The sequence below is a fragment of the Moritella marina ATCC 15381 genome (assembly GCF_008931805.1).
Taxonomy (GTDB): domain Bacteria; phylum Pseudomonadota; class Gammaproteobacteria; order Enterobacterales; family Moritellaceae; genus Moritella; species Moritella marina.
In genome coordinates this window covers 2,098,681-2,121,797 of sequence record NZ_CP044399.1, presented here as the reverse complement: position 1 = coordinate 2,121,797, position 23,117 = coordinate 2,098,681, and the positions used below count along the sequence as shown (strand labels likewise).

Annotated in this window: 15 protein-coding genes; 10 read left to right on the top strand and 5 right to left on the bottom strand. The window is 42.7% G+C overall.

What is annotated here, in order from left to right; all coding sequences use genetic code 11:
* Window positions 1-6 precede the first annotated feature (6 nt).
* The gene (locus FR932_RS09535; protein ID WP_019443221.1) at window positions 7-954 is read left to right on the top strand and encodes a methionyl-tRNA formyltransferase; all 948 of its coding nucleotides are present in this window, start codon (window positions 7-9) and stop codon (window positions 952-954) included.
* 46 nt (window positions 955-1,000) lie between these two features.
* On the opposite strand, the gene FR932_RS09530 is transcribed toward FR932_RS09535, so the two are convergent.
* Entirely contained in the window at window positions 1,001-1,636 is a 636-nt protein-coding gene (locus FR932_RS09530; RefSeq protein ID WP_019443222.1) for a phage tail protein, read from the bottom strand.
* A gap of 360 nt (window positions 1,637-1,996) precedes the next feature.
* Here FR932_RS09530 and FR932_RS09525 point away from each other — a divergent pair, with 360 nt between their 5' ends.
* The 5 genes from FR932_RS09525 (at window position 1,997) to yghU (ending at window position 14,428) form a co-directional block, all read left to right on the top strand.
* Complete coding sequence (locus tag FR932_RS09525; protein WP_151676830.1) at window positions 1,997-10,162, top strand: putative Ig domain-containing protein; 8,166 nt, start codon at window positions 1,997-1,999, stop codon at window positions 10,160-10,162.
* Between the two features lie 631 nt (window positions 10,163-10,793).
* Complete coding sequence (locus FR932_RS09520) at window positions 10,794-11,594, top strand: transporter substrate-binding domain-containing protein (RefSeq protein ID WP_019441752.1); 801 nt, start codon at window positions 10,794-10,796, stop codon at window positions 11,592-11,594.
* 57 nt (window positions 11,595-11,651) lie between these two features.
* Window positions 11,652-12,599 (top strand): amino acid ABC transporter permease, encoded by a 948-nt coding sequence (locus tag FR932_RS09515; protein WP_019441753.1) that lies wholly within the window; start codon window positions 11,652-11,654, stop codon window positions 12,597-12,599.
* A gap of 22 nt (window positions 12,600-12,621) precedes the next feature.
* Complete coding sequence (locus tag FR932_RS09510; RefSeq protein WP_019628911.1) at window positions 12,622-13,347, top strand: amino acid ABC transporter ATP-binding protein; 726 nt, start codon at window positions 12,622-12,624, stop codon at window positions 13,345-13,347.
* A gap of 223 nt (window positions 13,348-13,570) precedes the next feature.
* Window positions 13,571-14,428, top strand: a complete 858-nt coding sequence (gene yghU / locus FR932_RS09505; protein ID WP_019441755.1) for a glutathione-dependent disulfide-bond oxidoreductase — start codon at window positions 13,571-13,573, stop codon at window positions 14,426-14,428.
* Window positions 14,429-14,541: 113 nt separating this feature from the next.
* On the opposite strand, the gene FR932_RS09500 is transcribed toward yghU, so the two are convergent.
* On the bottom strand, window positions 14,542-16,665 hold the full coding sequence (locus tag FR932_RS09500) for a methyl-accepting chemotaxis protein (protein ID WP_019441756.1): 2,124 nt from the start codon (window positions 16,663-16,665) through the stop codon (window positions 14,542-14,544).
* 436 nt (window positions 16,666-17,101) lie between these two features.
* On the opposite strand from FR932_RS09500, the gene FR932_RS09495 reads away from it, so the two are divergent.
* The gene (locus FR932_RS09495; RefSeq protein WP_019441757.1) at window positions 17,102-17,428 is read left to right on the top strand and encodes a hypothetical protein; all 327 of its coding nucleotides are present in this window, start codon (window positions 17,102-17,104) and stop codon (window positions 17,426-17,428) included.
* A 277-nt stretch (window positions 17,429-17,705) separates the two neighbouring features.
* Window positions 17,706-18,638: an exopolyphosphatase gene (locus FR932_RS09490; RefSeq protein WP_019441758.1), complete on the top strand. Its 933-nt coding sequence runs from the start codon at window positions 17,706-17,708 to the stop codon at window positions 18,636-18,638.
* Window positions 18,639-18,719: 81 nt separating this feature from the next.
* On the opposite strand, the gene FR932_RS09485 is transcribed toward FR932_RS09490, so the two are convergent.
* The 3 genes from FR932_RS09485 to pdxR all read right to left on the bottom strand — a co-directional run bounded on the left by FR932_RS09485 (window position 18,720) and on the right by pdxR (window position 21,578).
* Window positions 18,720-18,884, bottom strand: coding sequence for an SEC-C metal-binding domain-containing protein (locus FR932_RS09485; RefSeq protein WP_019441759.1), 165 nt, complete (start codon window positions 18,882-18,884; stop codon window positions 18,720-18,722).
* 102 nt (window positions 18,885-18,986) lie between these two features.
* Window positions 18,987-19,793, bottom strand: a complete 807-nt coding sequence (locus FR932_RS09480; protein WP_019441760.1) for a RecX family transcriptional regulator — start codon at window positions 19,791-19,793, stop codon at window positions 18,987-18,989.
* Window positions 19,794-20,036: 243 nt separating this feature from the next.
* A complete protein-coding gene (gene pdxR, locus FR932_RS09475; RefSeq protein ID WP_019441761.1) occupies window positions 20,037-21,578 on the bottom strand; it encodes a MocR-like pyridoxine biosynthesis transcription factor PdxR in 1,542 nt (513 codons plus the stop codon).
* 117 nt (window positions 21,579-21,695) lie between these two features.
* Here pdxR and FR932_RS09470 point away from each other — a divergent pair, with 117 nt between their 5' ends.
* Both FR932_RS09470 and FR932_RS09465 read left to right on the top strand, forming a co-directional pair.
* Window positions 21,696-22,274 (top strand): GNAT family N-acetyltransferase, encoded by a 579-nt coding sequence (locus tag FR932_RS09470; protein ID WP_019441762.1) that lies wholly within the window; start codon window positions 21,696-21,698, stop codon window positions 22,272-22,274.
* A gap of 30 nt (window positions 22,275-22,304) precedes the next feature.
* On the top strand, window positions 22,305-22,943 hold the full coding sequence (locus FR932_RS09465) for an FMN-binding negative transcriptional regulator (RefSeq protein WP_019441763.1): 639 nt from the start codon (window positions 22,305-22,307) through the stop codon (window positions 22,941-22,943).
* Window positions 22,944-23,117: the final 174 nt, after the last annotated feature.

The window sequence follows — 23,117 nt, the reverse complement described above, 5'->3', positions numbered from 1 at the left end:
GCGTAAATGACAAATGAAGCAGTAAAATTGGTACTTTTTGCATCTAGTAGCGTCGTGATCCCCACAATAAATAAGCTGTTGCAGGCGGGACAACTGGTTGGGGTGGTATTAACGGCACGTACAGATGCGGATGCCATGCAATTGAAACAGCAGCTTGATCAGGGCAATATTCCTAATATTTATTATCAGGCAGAATATCCAGAGCAAACTGCACATCAAATTGAATCCTGGCAAGCCAATACTGGTTTGATATTTACCTTTTCTCATAAGCTCCCGGTAAGTATTATTGATGCGTGCCGCAAAGGTTTTTATAATTTGCATGCCTCAGCCTTACCGCAATATCGCGGTGCTATGCCTCTGTATTGGCAGATCCGCAATCGTGAAAATCAGAGTTATTTGAGTATGATTAAGGTGGAGGAAGCGTTTGATAGTGGTGATATTATGCTGCAACAAGCTATGCCATTACATACTTTAGATACCTTAAATAGTTTAGGGCACTTGATGGCGGAACTGTCTGCTGATTTTGTACAACATTTTATCGCTAAGCTACAAGATAGTACGCTAATAGCCAAACCACAGCTGATCGATCTTGATTTACCTTTAATCGCAGCGCCAATGCCGAGTCAGCAGGATTTGATGATTAATTGGCAAACTATGAATAGTGAAGATATTGCAGCTTTGGCAAGAGCTGGTAACCCTTTGTTTAGTGGCGCCATGTTGGTCTGGAATCAATCCTTCATTGGTTTGTTACAGGCCACACCGGTTAAACATGCAAATTACGGTGTACCCGCTGGTACTGTATTACATATCGGAGAGCCGGAAGGGTTAATAGTAGCCACTCTGGATGGCGCTTTACGTTTAGATATATTAACTATCACTGAAGGTGTTTTCAGTGGACTTTCTTTCGCTGAAAGGTTTGGGCTGGATGCAGGTGTGCCATTTGATAGCATCTAACAATAAACTGTAACCCCCCTGGTAATCAACTAAGGGGCTATCAGAGCTAGCTTCTGGATGGGAAAGTACCCTGGGTACAAATAAGATAACGCATGCCAAGCGAAGGTTGTATATTATTCAGTTTTTGACTGCCTCCCGTTGAACCAACTCCAACCGTGCCGCCTGTGATGCCACCAGTGCTACCGCTTAGTGCAACAGTTACGGCATCTGCTGCCATTGTGGTATCTGTTGTAGATGAGAAACTACTCGCCGCCTTCGCAACGCCAGCTGCTGCCGTTGCCCAGTAGTTGCCTCCTGCATCATTCTCATCCCCTTTTCCATTACTGGCATTTACCGTTGCCGTTGCTGTCAAAGAGCCTGTACCACCGCCACTTGGGCTAAATTGAGCTGTATGGGTATGAGCTGGCATTTGTGCAATCGTCATCTGCGTTGTCTCAGTACCAACCATACGGCCTAAGTTTATTTGTGAAAGTCCGGGGCCACGTCCTATTCCAACGGGAGCTCTGCTTCTTAGATCTGGCAAGGCAAATGTGGTCCGCCCATCCCCACCCCAGGTGGTACCAAGAATGGCAAATAATGCCTGATTTTGACTTATTGCCAGTAGCTGCCCTTCGCATGAGGCCCAACTTTTTGGTGCAAAGTTGCCGCCGAACATGATGATGCCGCCGAGGATAAATTCCATAGTCACTCCTTATTTATTATTGTTTTAACAAAGTTGAGAATTAATTCATAACAACAGAGATAGTTTATTAAACATGAATATATTACTTTATGCTTCATTTGGCATAAACAATTGATAATTAAACTGCGATCAAAGTCTAAAGTGTAACTAGGCACATATGATCCATGTCCATATTTTATAGCTGTTATTATGTTACCTATTGCCATTGAATGTACATGGGCTGTAATAGACTGTAATGCTCTGTAATGCTCTGTAATAGGTTGTAATAGTTACTGTGGGATTGTTGGTGCTATTTTGACTTTATATCACTGCCGCTCAGCTGCATCATTGACTCTGATCTGTTAAAAAGGAATTTGGATCATGAAAAAATACCTCTTAGCACTTTTATTTATGCTGCTTTCTGGGCCTGCATGGTCTGCGCCCCTAGGGCTAAAATTTATTGGTAATGGTGCTAACAATAGTGATTGGGATATGGTCGAATTGCCTCAGTCTGCAGCCAATTTATTGAAAGGCCAAACAACTTTTACCATTGAATTTTCGATTTATCTGGAGACTTACGATAACAGTAAGCCAGTCATCTTGTTTTGTATGGAGGATGGTGGGGCAATTTGTAATGATGCATGGTACCTGCATGAAGACAAGCTCAAGGTTGATTTGGAGGTAAGCCCTGGATTTCATCCAAGCTCAAGCAATCCCCTTTCATTATCAACGAGCACCTGGTATCACCTGACATATGTATTTAATAATGGTACCTGGTCATTTTTCCTTGATGGGGTGGCGGTGGGTACTGCCGTGGATACTTCTAATAGTGGTGCAAAATATACAACTACCCCCACTTCTCAGCGTGCTAATATCTATCTGGGAAACTATGATGCCAGCCAATTAGGCGGAGCTTTCGCAGCCAATTTTAGAGTTGATGAATTTCGTATCTGGAGCGATGTCCGCTCTGCCGCTGAGCTGATTGCGAACAAAGACTCTGAAATTGCATCAGATGCTGCTGGATTAGTCGGGTATTGGAAGCTCAATGAAATTGATGCCAGCGATGGCGCCTCGGTGGTCGATAGTCAGACCAATACGACTCAATCTAATGGCCGGATGGGAATATCTATTGCGGGTGGCTTCGATCCTACCTCAGCGGTAGGGATAGTGACTGCGGCTGTAAGCAATACTGCTCCTATTATCACTTTACCTTCAAGCCCAATCGTTAACGAAGATGACATCAATGTAGCTATAGCAAATGATATCAATATTGCCGATGCAGATACTGACAACCAAACCGTTACTTTAACTATCACAGGGGGAACGGTATCGATAGGAACAGCCAATCTGAGCTTTACTACGGGCGATGGTACTGATGATAACTCTATGATATTTAGTGGCACTTTGGCGAACATTAATACCGCTTTAGATGCAATGATTTTTACTCCATCACTTAACTTAAATGGCACTAATGCTGGATCTATCCAAATCGCGACGACTGATGGTTATGGTGGTAGTGATGACGATACCTTGCAGTTTGATATTAGTGCGGTGAATGACGCGCCAGTTAATACCTTACCGAGTTCACCGACAGTAAATGAAGATGATTTAAATGTAGCTATATCAGATGCTATTAATATTGCCGATATAGAAAGTGATAACCAAACCGTAACACTGACGATTACGGGGGGAACTGTATCTATAGGAACGTCAGGACTGAGCTTTACTACAGGTGACGGCGCAGATGATAGTTCTATGGTATTTAGTGGCACTTTAGCTAATATTAATACCGCTCTTGATGCTATGACATTTACCCCAACACCCAACCTAAACGGCAACAATGCTGGTTCGGTCCAAATCGCTACTAATGATGGTAATAGTGGTGCTGATAACGATACTTTACAGTTTGATATTACCTCGGTAAATGATGCCCCTACAGTTATAAATCCAATCGCAGACCAATCTGCTAAAGTCGGAAATGTGTTTAGTTTTTTACCGCCTACTGATGTGTTTACCGATGCAGATAACGATACATTAACTATCTCCATTACAGGGTTACCAACTTGGTTGATGTTTACTGGTACTGAATACTCTGGTACGCCAAGTTCAGCAGATGTTGGCACAAGTGCGATTACAGTAACCGCCAATGATAATAACGGTGGTACAGTTAATGATATATTAACACTGACGGTAGCGCCGAATAATGCTCCTGTGATTACGGGTACTCCAATAACCACAGTCGCAGAAGACGCGACTTATAGCTTTACGCCGACAGTGACAGATGCAGATAGTGGTGACACTAAAACGTTTAGTATTAGCAATAAGCCAACGTGGGCCGAGTTTGATACTGTAACGGGTTTACTTTCAGGAACACCAACCAATAGTCACGTAGGAACAACCAGTAATATTATCATTACAGTGACAGATAAGATCGGTGCACAAGCTAGTTTAGCGGCGTTTAGCCTTACTGTGACCAATGAAAATGACGCACCAGTTATTACTGGTTCGCCAGCGACAACGATAGCTGAAGACGTTGCGTATAGCTTCACGCCTACGGTGACAGATGTGGACAGTGATGATACAAAAACATTCAGTATCAGTAGCAAACCAAGTTGGGCAACATTCAGTACGGCGACAGGTCTACTCTCAGGTACGCCAACGAATGATAATATTGGTACAACCAGTAATATCATTATTACGGTGACCGATGGCAGCGCTGCGACAGCCAGCCTGAGTGGTTTCAGTCTTACGGTGACGAATGAGAATGACGCACCAGTTATCAGCGGCACTCCAGCAACCACTGTCGCAGAAGACGCAACTTATAGCTTCACGCCTACGGTGACTGATGTGGACAGTGATGATACAAAAACATTCAGTATCAGTAGCAAACCAAGTTGGGCAACATTCAGCACGGCGACAGGTCTACTCTCAGGTACGCCAACGAATGATAATATTGGTACAACCAGTAATATCATTATTACGGTGACCGATGGCAGCGCTGCGACAGCCAGCCTGAGTGGTTTCAATCTTACGGTGACGAATGAAAATGACGCACCAGTTATTACTGGTTCGCCAGCGACAACGATAGCTGAAGACGTTGCGTATAGCTTCACGCCTACGGTTACAGATGTGGACAGTGATGATACAAAAACATTCAGTATCAGTAGCAAACCAAGTTGGGCAACGTTCAGCACAATAACGGGTGTGTTATCTGGTACACCAACGAATGATGATGTAGGCGTCACAAGTGGCATTGTCATTACAGTGAAAGACAGCAGTAATGCGACAGCCAGTCTGAGTGGTTTCAATCTTACGGTGACGAATGAGAATGACGCACCAGTTATCAGCGGCACACCAGCAACCACAGTCGCAGAAGACGCTGCTTATAGCTTCACGCCTACGGTTACAGATGTGGACAGTGGTGATACTAAAACATTCAGCATTAATAACAAACCAAGTTGGGCAGCATTCAGCACGGCGACAGGTCTACTCTCTGGTACGCCAACGAATGATAATATTGGTACAACCAGTAATATCATTATTACGGTGACCGATGGCAGCGCTGCGACAGCCAGCCTGAGTGGTTTCAATCTTACGGTGACGAATGAAAATGACGCACCAGTTATTACTGGTTCGCCAGCGACAACGATAGCTGAAGACGTTGCGTATAGCTTCACGCCTACGGTTACAGATGTGGACAGTGGTGATACAAAAACATTCAGCATTAATAACAAACCAAGTTGGGCAGCATTCAGCACGGCGACAGGTCTACTCTCAGGTACGCCAACGAATGATAATATTGGTACAACCAGTAATATCATTATTACGGTGACCGATGGCAGCGCTGCGACAGCCAGCCTGAGTGGTTTCAATCTTACGGTGACGAATGAAAATGACGCACCAGTTATTACTGGTTCGCCAGCGACAACGATAGCTGAAGACGTTGCGTATAGCTTCACGCCTACGGTGACAGATGTGGACAGTGGTGATACAAAAACATTCAGCATTAATAACAAACCAAGTTGGGTCACATTCAGTACAACAACCGGTGCACTTTCGGGTACACCAACTAATGATGATGTAGGCGTCACAAGTGGCATTGTCATTACAGTGAAAGACAGCAGTAATGCGACAGCCAGTCTGAGTGGTTTCAATCTTACGGTGACGAATGAGAATGACGCACCAGTTATCAGCGGCACACCAGCAACCACAGTCGCAGAAGACGCTGCTTATAGCTTCACGCCTACGGTTACAGATGTGGACAGTGATGATACAAAAACATTCAGTATCAGTAGCAAACCAAGTTGGGCAACATTCAGCACGGCGACAGGTCTACTCTCTGGTACGCCAACGAATGATAATATTGGTACAACCAGTAATATCATTATTACGGTGACCGATGGCAGCGCTGCGACAGCCAGCCTGAGTGGTTTCAATCTTACGGTGACGAATGAAAATGACGCACCAGTTATTACTGGTTCGCCAGCGACAACGATAGCTGAAGACGTTGCGTATAGCTTCACGCCTACGGTTACAGATGTGGACAGTGGTGATACAAAAACATTCAGCATTAATAACAAACCAAGTTGGGCAGCATTCAGCACGGCGACAGGTCTACTCTCAGGTACGCCAACGAATGATAATATTGGTACAACCAGTAATATCATTATTACGGTGACCGATGGCAGCGCTGCGACAGCCAGCCTGAGTGGTTTCAATCTTACGGTGACGAATGAAAATGACGCACCAGTTATTACTGGTTCGCCAGCGACAACGATAGCTGAAGACGTTGCGTATAGCTTCACGCCTACGGTGACAGATGTGGACAGTGGTGATACAAAAGCATTCAGCATTAATAACAAACCAAGTTGGGTCACATTCAGTACAACAACCGGTGCACTTTCGGGTACACCAACTAATGATGATGTAGGCGTCACAAGTGGCATTGTCATTACAGTGAAAGACAGCAGTAATGCGACAGCCAGCCTGAGTGGTTTCAATCTTACGGTGACGAATGAAAATGACGCACCAGTTATTACTGGTTCGCCAGCGACAACGATAGCTGAAGACGTTGCGTATAGCTTCACGCCTACGGTGACAGATGTGGACAGTGGTGATACAAAAACATTCAGCATTAATAACAAACCAAGTTGGGCAGCATTCAGCACGGCGACAGGTCTACTCTCTGGTACGCCAACGAATGATAATATTGGTACAACCAGTAATATCATTATTACGGTGACCGATGGCAGCGCTGTGACAGCCAGCCTGAGTGGTTTCAATCTTACGGTGACGAATGAGAATGACGCACCAGTTATCAGTGGCACACCAGCGACAACGATAGCTGAAGATGCGGTTTACAGCTTTACGCCGACAGTGATAGATGTGGACAGTGGTGATACCAAAGTGTTCACTATCACTAATAAACCAAGTTGGGCGACGTTCAATACCATAACTGGGGAATTGTCGGGCACCCCGACTAATACGCATGTTGGTACGACATCCAGTATTGTTATTACGGTAAAAGACGGCTCGAATGTCACCGATGATTTAGCCGCGTTTAGTATTGAAGTCACCAACGTGAATGATGCGCCCGTAATATCAGCATCACCAATAACACTCGCTGTCGCAGGTGTTGCTTATGGCTTTACGGCAAGTGCAACTGATGTGGATAATACGCCAGCCGAACTCACTTATAGCCTAAGTAATCAACCAAGCTGGTTAACGATTAACGCAATAAGTGGTGTGGTCAGTGGTACGCCTACGGCAGCAGAAGTCGATGTGACCACCAGTAATATTACAGTGAGTGTATCAGACGGCAGCGCCAGCGATTCACTCTCCTTTAGCATTGCAGTGGATGGCGATCTGGATGGCGATCAAATCGGTGATGATGTTGATAGCGATATCGATGGCGATGGCATGAGCAATGAGTTTGAACTTGCAAATGGCTTAGAACCGCTGGATGCTAGCGATGCTAGTTTGGATTTAGATGGCGATGGCGTCACTAATTTAGATGAATATTTAGCTGGAACTGATCCGACTCGAGATGATTACGCCCCTGTGTTTACCGCGCCGGAAGATTTAATCGGAGACTTAGCCGTAAATGCCACGGGGTTATTTACTAAAGTCAGTTTGGTTGTCCCAACTGTCGAAGATGGTAAAGATGGAATCTTGCTTGCTCAATATGATCTGTTCGCCTGTGTTAGCGAAGATGATGCGGTTGGCAAATCAGCGCAAACCCATTTTTCGCCTGGTTGCTATAACATCCTCTGGTCAGCAGTAGATTCAGCTGGTAACAACGCCAATCTAACCCAAAAACTACATGTTATTCCGTTGGTGGAGTTCAGTAAAAACCAAGATACTGCAGAAGAGGGCGAGGTGTCCTTTGATATTATCCTTAATGGACAGGCTGCAATATATCCAGTGACTATTCCATTTACTATATCGGGAACAGCGGTTAACCCTGAAGATCATAACCTTACAGATAGAAGTGTTAGCTTGCAAAAAATAACAGGTGCAGTCAAAGGTGAAACAACAGCAACCGTGACCTTTGACGTAAGGGACGATGGCGTAGGTGAGGGGACTGAAAACATTACGGTTACCATGAACCAACCAACTAATGCGGTTATAGGTGCTAAAGATAGTCACACGATCACGATTTATGAAGAAAATGTTGCCCCCACGGTACGGTTTAGTGCTACAGCAACGGTTACGGAAAATAGTGTGATTAAACGAATTATCCATAATGATGATGACGAGTTTACTATTCACGCTGTGGTTGCCGATCCAAATACGGGTGATAACCACAGTTATGATTGGTCATCCAGTGATGGTGCTTTAGGTGATATTGATAGTACGAATAGTCTATTCACGATTAACCCAGCGGACTTGGCTACAGGTAGTTATAAGTTAGTGGTGCAGATAAGTGATGGTGAAAAAACCGCTATGGTAGAAACATCCCTACGAGTGATAAAAGATGTGATAGCGCTTGGTAGTAGCGATAGCGATGGTGATGGTATTAGCGATGAAAGCGAGGGCTTAACAGATAGTGATCTTGATGGGATCCCTGATTACCTTGACCATATTGCACTGGCCAGTAATGTTATTCAGGAAATACGCAGTGAGTCTGCTGGCGAAGTGATTAACAGTCAGGCGTTCTTAATGGAAACTGAGGCCGGATTGTCACTGAGATTAGGGCATGTGGCATTTAATTCCGGAAGCACTAGTCAAACCGGTAATGAAGCGGGTTCTAGCGTCTCAGCTGAGAATATTGCCGAATTTCATGAAGTGGGCAGCGGCGTTGCTGAGGAGCTAACCCGTTATAATTTTGATAATGGTATTTTCAATTTCATTGTCGATGATCTACCTGTAGCAGGGCAAAGCGTTAATATTGTGGTGGCGCAGTTTAAAGCAATCCCCGCCGATGCTATTTATCGAAAACTGATGCCAACGGGTTGGGTCGATTTTACCGAAAATGCCAATAATCAGCTGAGCTCGGCACCCGGCGAAAAAGGCTATTGCCCACCTCCGGGCAATGTTGCTTACGTGGCGGGATTAAGGCTGGATCATTGGTGTGTACAGCTCACTATTGAAGATGGCGGACCGAATGATGCCGATGGTGAAATCAATGGTGCCGTGAATGATCCCGGCGGTGTCGCTACGGCACTCTTTGAACCCATTGAAGTGACAACGAAGGGTAAAGGTGGCGCGGGGTCAATGTCTGAAAGTTTAGTGATATTACTTGGATTATTGGCGTTAGCAAGGGGCGTAATGCAATCAAAAACAGGCACCACTTACTGGCGGGTATTACAGTATAGTTTGATTGCTATGGCTATTATGTTGAAGTCAGCTCAGGCCGCCGACAGCACGTTGGCGGAAAATACACTAGTAAGTACGACTGCAACTGTGGTAACCGCGACTCCCATTGATCAAGAGCATCAGGGGGTGACGACGCCGACAACAACAATGGCATTGGAAAAAACCACACAGAAACGTTTTTACATCGGCATGAGCGTACTGGCGGTCAAAAGTGAAGAGCGTAACGATGATTTTGAGCGTGAGCTAACTCAGCTAGGTTTAGATGCTCAGGTTAGCCAAAGTGATTTGTCTCGACCGGGTTTCCGGGGTTATATCGGACTACAAACTACCCCCTGGTTAGCATTTGAATTAGGTTATGTTAATTTAGGGCTGGTTGAAACAACGCTAACTGGGCAGGCGATTGATGCCAACGGCTATTTAGATAGTGCTCAGCAGGTTTATCCGGTCACTGCAGATGCTGGCGTGCTTGATATGATCTTTAATTTGGCTTTGACTGATCATATCAGCGGAGTATTGCAAGTGGGTAAAATGCGTTGGGCCAGTAAGTATGAGTTATCCTCGGGAGCGATTACCCGTGAGTTTGATGACAGTGGTTGGGGCACCCATTATGGAGCTGGGGTTGAAGTCGATTTTGTAACCGCATTGCCTGTATATTTTGGCTGGAACCGTTATGATTTTGCCAACAACCATGTTGATGCATGGGAGTTTGGGATCAAATACCGTTTCTAACCCCTAACGGTGGGATGCATGGTATTAAAACTTAACACTGGCTTAGCAGTTCTAAGTTTGTGCTGTAAAAAGTAAAATATTAAAAAAGGCCTAATTTCAGGCCTTTTTTATGGATAAATTAAAGCCTGTCTAACCCGCTGCGGATTGGTGTGCTACCAATTGATGGCGATGACTTTGTTGTGCTGTACCTGCTGTAATCTATGCGAAGAGGTTGTTCGTATTAATCTGGCTCTATAAAGAACCTGTGATTTTGGTCTTAAGGGTAGGCTTATTTTTAATAATCAATAAATATACCTCTTATTTTCTGCGTTTTAATCGGTATTGACCACTTTATTTTATCGTTTGCATGATTTTTGTCATTGTTATCAGTGTTAATTTATTGTTATGTGTTTTAGTTCAATGTTATTTGATTCAGGCTAGTGCATAGTTGTCCTATATTTTTAATTATCATTATATTTAGGTCTAATTAGCTGCTTTATTGATTATAGATAGAGTGGAACACTGGTTATCCGTGTTTTTAGATATGAATATGTAAGCGTTAATCTCGCTTGGATATGCTCAAAGTAATGGTAATTGTGAATAAACACCGACTAATGGATTAATTTGTTCGAAAATATAACAAGGAATTAATATGAAAAAGAATAAAATCAGCAAAATTATCGCTTTGAGTACAATGATCTTCTGTTCTGCAAGCGCTAATGCCGGTGCTGTATTAGATGGCATTGCTGAATCGGGTGAGCTACGTGCCTGTTTTGATGCTGGCTATATGCCGTTTGAGATGAAATCAAAGAATAACAGTTACATCGGTTTTGATGTCGACTTAGGTAAAATGATGGCAAAGCAGATGGGTGTTAAATATGTGCCAGTCAATACAGCATGGGACGGTATTATTCCTGCACTTATCACAGGGAAATGTGACGTGATCATGGCTGGTATGACGGTGACCGCGAAGCGTAACTTAAAGGTAAACTTTGCTGACCCTTATATTGTTGTCGGCCAATCTATCATTATTAACCCGAAACTGAAGGGTGAAATTACCAGCTATAAAGACCTCAATGATCCGCAATACACAGTGGCGGGTAAACTTGGCACAACAGGTGAAGTTGTGATCAAAAGAATGCTTAAAAAAGCCAAATATAATGCATTTGAAACAGAAACAGACGCGGCTTTAGAAGTCATCAACGGCAAAGCGGATGCAATGGTTTACGATATGCCATTTATCTCTATTTATGCTGCGCAAAATAGCGATAAAGTGGAGTCGATTCTTGAACCTTTCACTTACGAACCACTGGGTTGGGCAGTGAAACAAGGTGATCACGATATGCTTAACTTCCTGAATAATTTCTTGCGTCAAATCAAAGGTGACGGTACCTACGATCGAATCTATGACAAATGGTTCAAGAGTGATGCTTGGTTAAAGCAAGTTAAATAAGCGGATGGGCCAGTAGCCTTTTGCTACTGGCTTTTTAGCTCTTTATTTGGGATTAATATGCACGATAAAAAACATAATTGGATGTGGCACTTACTGTCTCTGTTAGCGCTAGTTGCAGTCGGATTTTCAATCTATTCAGCATCACAAAAAATTGATTATAATTGGCAATGGAATCGCGTGGTTCCTTACATTATAGATACTTCACCAATAGACACTTATGCAGAATATGATGGTACGATTGTCATGAATGGCAGCGGTCTTATTACTGTTGAATTTGATAATGGTGAACCAACTCAGGTAGTCGCAAAAGCTGACGATGTATTTGTTAGTGATGGCGATTTGGTTTTTGAGGGAGATACTGTCTCAAGTATAGATCAACAGAGCATGGGGGTGTTGTTACAAGGCTTGTTGATGACGATTAAATTGTCACTTATCTCGTTATTCTTTGCCATCATCATTGGTTTAGTCGCGGCATTAATGCGTATATCCATTAACCCTTTAAGCCGTAATTTTGCCTTTTTATATGTCGAGGTCATCCGTGGCACCCCGTTACTTGTGCAGATATTTATTGTCTACTTCTTCTTAGGGACTATTTTTGATTTAGATCGCTTTACCGCCGGTATTGCCGCCTTATCTGTGTTCACAGGCGCTTACATTGCTGAGATCATACGTTCAGGTATTCAATCTATTTCACCTGGTCAAATGGAAGCGGCACGCTCGTTGGGCATGAGTTATCCAAAAGCGATGATTTACGTCGTGTTACCACAGGCATTTAAACGTACTTTGCCACCTATGGCTGGTCAGTTTATTAACTTAATCAAAGATTCATCTCTGGTATCAGTGATTTCAATTACAGATTTAACTAAGGCTGGCAGAGAAGTAGTTGCGGGCAGTTTTGCTACCTTTGAAGTTTGGTTTACAGTAGCAGCGCTTTATCTTGTCCTTACTGCAACGTTATCTTTTGGCGTTCAGCGCATAGAAAAGAGGTTATCAACCAGTGACTAGAGCAAATTATAACGGCGAAGACATGGTGATCGCCACAGATGTCGATAAAATATATGCCAACAATTGTCATGCACTTAAAAAAGTATCCGTGACCGTTAAGCGGGGCGAAGTGGTGGTTATTATTGGTCCATCAGGATCGGGTAAATCTACCTTCTTACGCACGCTAAATCAGTTAGAAACAGTGACTGAAGGAGAGATCATGATTGATGGTATCAATATGTATGATTCCTCGACTAATATTAATACCTTACGTGAAAACGTCGGTATGGTATTTCAATCATTTAATCTTTTCCCGCATTTATCGGTTAAAGAAAATGTGAAGCTGGCGCCATTAAAGGTATCTAATTTGGGGAAAGAGCAAGTTGAAAAAGATGCTATAAGCTTGCTTACTCGAGTTGGACTGGCCGAAAAAGTGAATGTATACCCAAGTCAGTTATCCGGCGGGCAACAGCAACGAGTGGCGATTGCCAGAGCGTTAGCCATGAAACCTGACCTGATGTTATTTGATGAACCAACCTCAGCACTCGATCCTGAGATGGTGGGGGAGGTGCTTGAAGTGATGAAATCATTAGCAGAAGAAGGCATGACCATGGTGGTGGTGACTCACGAAATGGGCTTTGCTAGCGAAGTTGCCGACCGGGTATTGTTTATGGAAGATGGACAACTACTTGTAGACGATGTGCCGGCCAACTTTTTTGAAAACCCTTCTCACCCAAGATTACAGAAATTTTTATCGAGTATTTTGTAATACGACTGCTTAGCTTTAGCTGATGAGAGCATTATTTTCACGTTAATTTAAGAATAGCCACTGAGGTAAGTATCAGTGGTTATTCTTACTCTCAGAATTCCTTATCCCTTGAGTAATCTAAACTTTCCCTATAGTATTTTATGACAGTACAGTCGGTTCATGTATGGGTGAACGGGTTTATCTTACCTTACCTCATCCAAATAAATAACATTGAGAGCACATTATGAAAAATGAATACACACCACCTAAAGTTTGGGTTCATAACACAGATGGCGGTAATAAGTGGGCTAACATTAACCGTCCAGTATCTGGCGCAACCCACGAACAAGCACTACCTGTAGGCGAACATGCACTGCAACTTTACTCTCTGGGTACGCCAAATGGGCAGAAAGTCACGATCCTGCTTGAAGAATTATTAGCACTAGGTATTAAAGAAGCGGAGTACGATGCTTATTTAATTAACATTGGTGAAGCGGAACAATTTTCATCGGGTTTTGTGGGCGTTAATCCCAACTCCAAAATTCCTGCGTTAGTTGATAAGTCGGGCGATGACGACGTTAATGTATTTGAGTCTGCTTCGATTCTGGTACATTTAGCTGAGAAGTTTGGTCAGTTTTTACCAAAAGAAGGCGCAGGTCGAACGCAAACGTTTAACTGGCTGTTCTGGGCACAAGGTTCAGCCCCATTTCTAGGTGGCGGTTTTGGCCATTTTTACGCTTATGCAGATGAAAAATTTGAATACCCGATTAATCGCTTCGCCATGGAAGCGAAGCGTCAGTTAGACGTGTTAGATAAACAACTAGCTCAACATACCTATGTTGCAGGCGAAGAGTACAGTATTGCTGATATGGCTATTTGGCCTTGGTATGGCAATTTAGTATTAGGCAAACTGTATGATGCAGGGGAGTTCTTACAAGTCGAAAGTTACACCCACATTATGCGTTGGGCGACAATGATAGCAGAGCGAGAAGGTGTGCAACGTGGTCGCCTTGTTAATCGTTCATTTGGCGAAGAGTGGGAACAAGTGCCTGAGCGTCATAGCGCCGCAGATATTGATGCTGTGTTAAAGTTAAAGCCTTGAGTTGATAAAACATGTTTAGATAAATCGTTTATAAAATAAAGTGCCGCTCATTAGCCAATGTTATGCTTGATGAGCGGCATTTTTGTTACTAGTTAAGCCCTTTAATTGGTCACTTAACCCACTTTAAATTGACCAACCAAGACTTGTTGCTGTGATGATAGCTGCGCAATATCCTGACCGACTTTTTCGGCTGCAGTGGATTGGTCTAAGATAGATTGGCTTAAATCACGAATGTTAGCGACGTTACCGTTTACTTCTGTTGAGACTGTTTTTTGCTCGCTGGCCGCGTTAACAATTTCACTGTTCATGACCTGAATATCAGCGACGAAGGATGAAATATCAGCCAAGCTATCGACTGCTTTTTGAACCTGCGTTGCGGTTTCAAGAGCAAGGTGATTACCCTCGGATATCGCGGTTGTCACACTGCGAGTACCTGCTTGTAAATCTTGGATCACCACGCGTATTTGATCCACTGAATCGTGCGTACGGCTTGCCAATTGTCTCACTTCATCGGCAACCACGGCGAAACCACGACCTTGTTCACCGGCTCTTGCGGCTTCAATCGCGGCATTTAGCGCGAGTAGGTTGGTCTGTTCTGAAATTCCCTCAATCACTGATAATATGGTATTAATATTACCGCCATTGATTTCGAGTTCGTTGGCAATGGGTACTGCTAACGCCATTCTTTCGACTAATTCTTGCATTGTGTCAGCAGACTGCTGCACGACAGCTTGCCCACTTTGCGCTGATTGCTCTGCTTGGCGGGCCATTTCAGCGGCTCTGTCGGCATTCTCTAAGACCAATGCGGATGTTTGTGTCATTTCTTCTGAGGCGGTAGCAACCATATCCACTTCTCTAAATTGTGATTCGCTGCCTTGGCGTGATTGTTGTGCGATTGCTTCAGCTTGTTTTGAAGTATCACTCATGGTATTGGCTGTGGCTACCACGTCTTTGATGGTGCCTTGGATCTTATCTAAAAAGCGGTTAAACCAAGTCGCTAATTCACCCATTTCATCGCTCGATTTGACTTCTAGTCGTTGGGTTAAGTCGCCTTCGCCAGAGGCGATATCTTGTAATCGAGTCGCTACAGCTTTAATCGGAGCGACTAATTTAACGGCTGCAAACCAAATAATCAGTAAACCGAATAGGGTAACAATGACACCGGTGACAATTTGTGTGCTCAGTGTTTCGCTTGCTTGTTCTTCGATTAGCTTGTTCAACGCTAATGCATCAGCCAGGACGGTTTCCCTTGGCATCGTGATCACAATCCCCCAATTAATGGCGTTAAGCTTGATAGGCATAAATACCGTTAAAGACTGCTGATCGCGACTCCATTGAGATTGGGTTACCCCTTTAGCTAACCATTGTGTTAGCTGTGGGTCTGAGATTTGTTGGCCTATTTGTGCATTTTTAGCATCAGAGGCGACAAGCTGGCCGTAATTACTCACAATTTTCACAGTACCTGCACCAGTGAACAAGGCTTGATCAGCTCGCTGAGCAAAGTCTTGTAGTACGCCTATTTTCAAGTCGATACCGGTTACACCAATGATTTCTCCCTGCTTTCGTACTGGTACAGTGATCGTACTGACTAAATGAGATATGCCATTCTCTTTGTATAGGTAAGGTTCAATGACACACATACGCTTATTCGTAATGCTGCAGGTGTACCAAAAGTTGTTTGCTTGGCCGTTGGCAGCTTTTGCTGTGTCATTGATCTGCTGTTCAGTTTTGATTATTAATTTAGGGTCATTTTCGTTGTTCTTATACCAATAAGCAGAAAAGCGACCTTGATCATTGGAACTGACATAGTCGGCATCGGTATAATTAGCATCTTCACCATCGAGCATATTAGGTTTGAAAGTGGTAAAAGCGGCGTGCATATTATCGAAATTTTGTACTGAACGTTTCAATAACTCCGAGACTGAATCCCGTAGTTCATCACTACTGGTAAAGTTATCTTCGGCATTATACTGCACGAAGGCAATGCTTTCAGCGAGCATCTCTGCACGATATGTTGCTTCATCTAAGTATTTTTGGACGATTGAAGCCTGCGTACTCGCTCCGCTGATGAGTAGCTGTTCGGACTTTTCACCGACAGAATTACTGGTTTGAACCTGAATGATTTTTTGATTAGTGGTTGATGATGAAAGTGTAAAGCTGATTAGTGATATCGCCACGACTAAAATACAACAGCCAGAAAGCAATGTGATTTTCCATTGCACTGATAACGAACGCATATTAATTCCCTTTAAAATTCTAATATAACTACAGTAGTTAGGCTTAAATTTTAAATTACCACCTAACTAAGTATATTAACTATGTTTATACCAAGTTACGGAAGATTAATAAAGTGTTACAAATAAATTAAATTTTAGTTGGGGTAAGTTGAAGTAAATTGAAATAAGTTGCAGCACTCAATAGTACTAAAGTATGTGTTAGTTAATCATTCTTTATAGTGTGCGTGAAAAAGTAAAGCACAGTGAGCTTGCCATTATTTTGTGGTTGAAAACGGCGTCTGTCTCACACAATATGCTTAAATCGTGGTTTATTGATGCTTATTGCTAGTGACAGTGGGCTTTCTAATAAGTGCTGCCTAGACTTAGGAAGACTGAGGTTAGTGGTAGGTTTTAACAGCACACCCATAGCCTTTAATTACAATGAGGGAGTTTATTGATGAAAATGGTAAAAGCATTAAGCACTATTTTATTGTCTGCACTAATTTTAGTGGGTTGTTCGGGAACATCAATGCAAACGCAAAATATTGATGAAACCAAATATACCGTCATTGGCCCTGGTACTGCGACTGCAACTGGTATCATGTTATTTCAGTTTATTCCGATCCAACAAAATGACCGTTTTGTACGCGCCCAAAACGCGGCGATTGAATCGAGAGGCGGTGATGCTCTTATCAATGTAGAAGTGCAAGAAGATTGGTTCTGGGCTTGGATATTGAATGGTTATCAGACCACAGTATCGGGTGATGTTGTGAAGTTGAAATAAACTTTTGAATAAATTAGTGTATGGTCTTATTTGTTTTTATATCATACAACTAGACCATATAATTGTTACTCACGATGCGTCAGAGAACATTGAACAAATTCAAATTTTAAGCATTTAATTATGCCGATTATTCACCCAGCTTGAGCTTGTTTTGCGCGCAAGATCAAGCTTGGGCAACTGTAACTGTTATCTTCGCTAATCTCCGCTTGATTCTGACTCTTCTATACGGTTATCTTTAGTCATCTTAGGTTTAAACTTATGTGACAAAGGAATGAATATGTCAGAGCAAAAATATAGATTAGTAACGCGCAGTGATTTTGATGGTTTAGTGTGTGCAGTACTTTTAAAACAGCAAAATCTTATCAGTGACATTAAATTTGTTCATCCTAAAGATATGCAAGACGGGAAAATTGATATTACCCCGAATGATATCGTCACAAACCTGCCTTATGTTAAAAGCGCTTACCTGACTTTTGATCACCATCTTTCAGAAACAATTCGTAATACTGGTGAACGTGATAATCACATTATCGATCCTGATGCGCCTTCTGCTGCACGTGTGGTGTGGGATTATTATGGTGGTTTAGATACATTCCCTGCGCAGTGGGTTGAAATGATGGAAGCCGTGGATAAAGGTGATTCTGCCCAGTTTAATCGCGATGAAGTATTGAATTCGCAAGGTTGGAACTTAATGAACTTTCTGATGGATGCGCGTACCGGGTTAGGGCGTTTCCGCGAATTCCGTATTTCTAATTATGCCTTGATGATGGATCTGATTGATTATTGTAAAGATCACACTATTGACGATATCCTCGCATTACCAGATGTAAAAGAACGCATTGATTTATATCGTGAACACGAGACGATGTTTAAACAACAAGTTGAACGTTGTGCAACAGTGCATGATAACTTAGTGTTACTTGATTTAACGGATGAAGAGACTATTTTCGCCGGTAATCGTTTCATGATTTATGCGTTATTCCCACAGTGCAATATCTCTATTCATAAGATGTGGGGTTTCCAAAAGCAGAACATTGTGTTTGCAACAGGTAAGTCTATCTTTGATCGTGACTCGAAAACCAATGTCGGTGAGTTAATGCTTAAATACGGTGGCGGTGGTCATATTGCTGCTGGTACATGTCAGATCGATACTGATAAAGCAGAAACTGTACAACAAGAATTGATTACTAAGATCACTGCTGACGGTTAGTCTGAAGTAGCCTAAGTCATATATAATTAGCAAAAAGCCTCCAGACGGAGGCTTTTTAGTATGTGTTAATCAAGCCTAAGCTTATTTACCACAACATTTCTTAAATTTCTTGCCACTGTTGCATGAGCAAGGATCGTTACGACCTACTTTAGCGCCTTCGCGTACGATAGGTGCTTGAGCATGGTGGTGGCTACAACCTGGACCGTGTACGTGACCTTCTTCGCCGTGTGCGTGTTGGTTTGTCATTGTGTATTCCTTAATGTTATTTGCGTGCTGCATTTTCAGTGCTGAAATTGTATAACAAAGCGTCTTGGTGCCGTTAACGTTATTATTAGTGTTGCTGTTATATTAATCAGCTGGGTTCAGTGCTTCTTTGATTTGGTCTGAATCAAAACCTTTACCAGATAGATAAGCGTAGGCTTTCGATTTTCCTGCACCGTTCTTAATATCAAGGCGTTTTTTGGCTAAGACATCGATACAAGTTTGATAAAAATCGATATCGCCTACCTCTTCAAGCTGGTCAATTAGGTTATCAAACTCTTCAACATCAATGAGCTTTTTACGTAATTCATTCAGTATGACTCGTTTTCCTTTACCTTTACGGTATAGCTTCATGATTTCTTTGCTTAGGTCTGCTTTTTCTGCTTTAACTTCGAGCTTGCTTCTTAATGTGTCTTTTTCAGGGTGCATCGACAGAGCATGGTCAATTTCGGCGCGTGAAAAGCCTTTGGTGGTGAACTGAGAATAGACTTTTTCTTTGGTGGTGTTGTGGAAATTTTGAAATGTATTGCTTAAGCGTGACTCGGCGAGGGCGAATTGATCGATCTCTTCATCATACATAACCTGTTCGATAGCTTCTGCTATTTCTTTTTGACCTACACCGCGAGCACGTAACTTACGAGTGATCGCTGATTTACCTTGCTCATTATGAAACGCAGACTCAGCAAAACCCATTGCAAAGTCAAAATCGCTTTTGATGTAACCTTTCTCTATGAGATCGGCTAGTACCGTTTCTACCCAGTCTTGATTTTCTGTTTTTCGCTCAAGCTTGGCGCGTACTTCTGCAAGCGTGTAATCTTTTTGCGCTAAATGCCAATATGCCGAGTTATACACATTCTCAATTGCTTTTGCTTGTCTGAGTTCTTTTTGCAGCATGTTTTTAGCCTACCTTAAGCATATTGTTTTTGAGTGATCTTATATTATACGCTTTATCTAGATTATTGATGCGGTTAATTCTAACTGGGTTTGAAGAGGTTATTGTTCTATCTGGTCGTTATACTCGGGAACAATGACAACGAAGCCTTCTGTGACATTATTTCTCAACTTAGATAACTCTCTACTTTCTTCTGAATCATAGAAAGCCTGTGCCTTTCCCTTACTGGCAAGTTTATATACAACCTAACCGTACAATGTCTGGGTGATAATTTTCATGCCTTGCGTGACTTCGTTTTCATCCATGGATGCAAAACCGATTCGAATAAAACGATATTGTGAGTCGTCTTGCTCTGTTAATAAATTAAATTCAATCTCGGTCTGTAAATATACATTTTTGGTTTGTAATTTTTGCTTGAGTCCGACAATAGATACGCCCATATCAACCCACAGTGCCATCCCGCCAGCAGGGCAATTAAAGTTGATTGGTAGGCCTTGTCGTTGATAATCCCGCAATAGGCTGACTAAGAAGTCGCGGCGTTTATGGTAACAGCGAGTCATTCGTCTTAAATGACTTTCAAACCCACCTTGTTGCATCCATTTTGCCACCGCTTGTTGGATCAACACATTATTCTTATGGTTCATCAAGGCTTTGTAAGCACTGAGCTGGGTTATCAATTCATTATTGGCCACCACATAGCCAACTCGAACACCCCCGAACATTAGTTTTGAGAAGGTCGAAATGTAGATCACTAAGCCTAGAGGATCATCGGCAGCCATTGGTGCTAGCGGTTGTGAGTCGTAATGAAATTCATGGTCATAATCATCTTCGATAATCGCCACACCATACTGCGCGGCCAATTGATATATTTGCAAACGGCGACTGACGGCTAAAGTCACTGTTGTCGGGTATTGGTGTAAGGGCGTTAGATAGATAAGTTTAATGTCACCCTTGATAAGCTGAGTCGCTAACTGCGCGGGGATTATGCCTTTATCATCTTGTTCGATAATAACGAGTTCAGCCCCTGAACTTTTAAATGCAGCCCAAGCTGGTGGATAACCGAATTGTTCCACCGCAACTTTATCACCGGCTTGCAGCAACAGTTTAGAGACCATATACAAACCTTCTTGCGAGCCATTACAAATCATTATTTCTTTGTCTGTAATAGACCTAACACGGCGTAAGTAGGTGGCAATCTGTTCTGTTAATTCAGCTTCACCAGCACTTGCGCCGTAACCTAATTTATCAAATTTTGGTCTTTGGCAGAGCTGTGAAAAACAGTGTTTAAATTCAGAAAATGGAAACAGGCGGTTATCAGGCTGACCCCCTGCAAAGTTATATTGGTAGGCACTGGGGCTTTTAGTATCGCTGATTGTTGCTGTATTTTTATAGCGAAACTGCCAGTTAAAGGACGGTGTAATGACGGCGTCATTCTTCAGTGCGCTGTTGTTTTTTGAGGTGCTGTTTTGTGAGGTGCTGTTAATGGTGTTTGACGCAGTGCTTATTAACGACTGGCTAGTTTGGATCGGTAACTGTTTAACAACGCGATAACCGGAACGTTCTTTGGCCTCAACCCAGCCTTGAGCAACAAGTTCTGCGACTGCCGCCATGATTGTATGGCGGTTAACATTTAACTGTGCGGCTAGTTGGCGTGCCGAGGGTAGTGCTTCGCTTGGCGCGACTTGTCCCTGTTTAATCGCTTGCCTTAAAGCATCGGCAATTAATAAGTATTTTGCCCGCGATTTACTGTGTTCACTGGTGGTCAGTATCAGATTAAGTGCTTTCAAACTGGTATACCATTTATCTTTATTCTGGTTGTAGTAGTTATACCAAATGACGGCATAATTGAGCAATGCTTAGATTCAAATAATAACGTCAGTAACTCAGAATAAGGACATTAACTTATGCTTAAAGCCATTACCCTTACCAGTGAATTGATTAAACTCGAACCGATGACCATAGCGCATTTACCCGCGTTTTGCAGCGCCGGAAACTTTGCTGAAGTCTGGCAGCATATGCCAATTAATCGTTGCGAAAATGCAGAAACTGCGCGGGCTTGGATACAAGAGGCGATCAATGAGATGGCTACTGGCAAGCAAGTTGCGTTTATCATTATCGACAAACAAAACAATCAAGTCGTTGGCTCGACGCGATTATTTCGGCTCAACCAACAAGATCGTTGTGTTGAAATTGGGCACACATTTATTTCACCAGCCTGGCAACGTAGTCATGTTAATACCCATGCTAAATACTTGCTGCTTGAATATGTGTTCGAAACGTTAGGTTTTACACGTGTTGAGATTGCTACCCACGAAAACAACCTGCAATCACGGCATGCTATTGCGCGTATCGGTGGTCAGTTTGAAGGTATTTTAAGAAAAAACCGTCGCGCAGAAAATGGCAGTTATCGAAACACCGCGTTGTTTAGCATTATTGATGATGAATGGCCGCAAGTTAAAGCCAATTTATTAACGCGCTATTAACGACCGACATTAATCAAAAGGAATTTTATTATGTATCCAGCTAAACATTTTCAGTCTCGTGACCAAGACCTTGACCTGTTATTTTGTGTCATCTCGCAAGACCCATTAGCCACCTTAGTATTTATAGATACAGAGCAGATGCCACATATCAGTCATATACCTTGTCATTTTGCGGTCAACAATGACGTCATCGTGGCACATGTCAGTAACGACCATCCACTGGCAGCAAAGCTAAACGCGGCATCGACATCTAACGACGGCGTTGATATTAGCTTAATTTTTCATGGTGAGAGTGGTTATGTCTCTCCTAACTTCGTGCCAATCGATGAGCGTGAAGGGCAGATGGTGCCGAGCTGGAATTACATTAAGGTTCATGTGACTGGATGCGCTACTGCAATCACTGCACCGGCCGATAAGTATCAACAAATGGCGTTAACCAGTGCGCACTTCGAACAATATCAAGCACAGCCTTGGACATTAGATTCTGCGTCCAGTACCGCTATTAATCATATGCTCAAGGCGATCACTGTATTCTCAGTGTCGATAGTTGGGTTAGAAGGCCGATTTAAATTAAGCCAAAATAAATCGGCTAACATGAGATCGCACATTGCAGAGCAGTTGTCATTACAGGGTAAGAAGCTGTTAGCCCAACAAATGCGTAGTGTTTAACGACAGGTCGCTGCAAGCCTATTGCCATCGTAGAGACAAGGGCTACAACTTGAGCCAAGTGTATGTCTTAGCTATGTGGTGATTGCGTTATACATTACCAAATATACTGATTATAAGTATATTTGGTAATTTTTATTTATATACCCCTCTCTTTATAATATCCAACTAAAAACA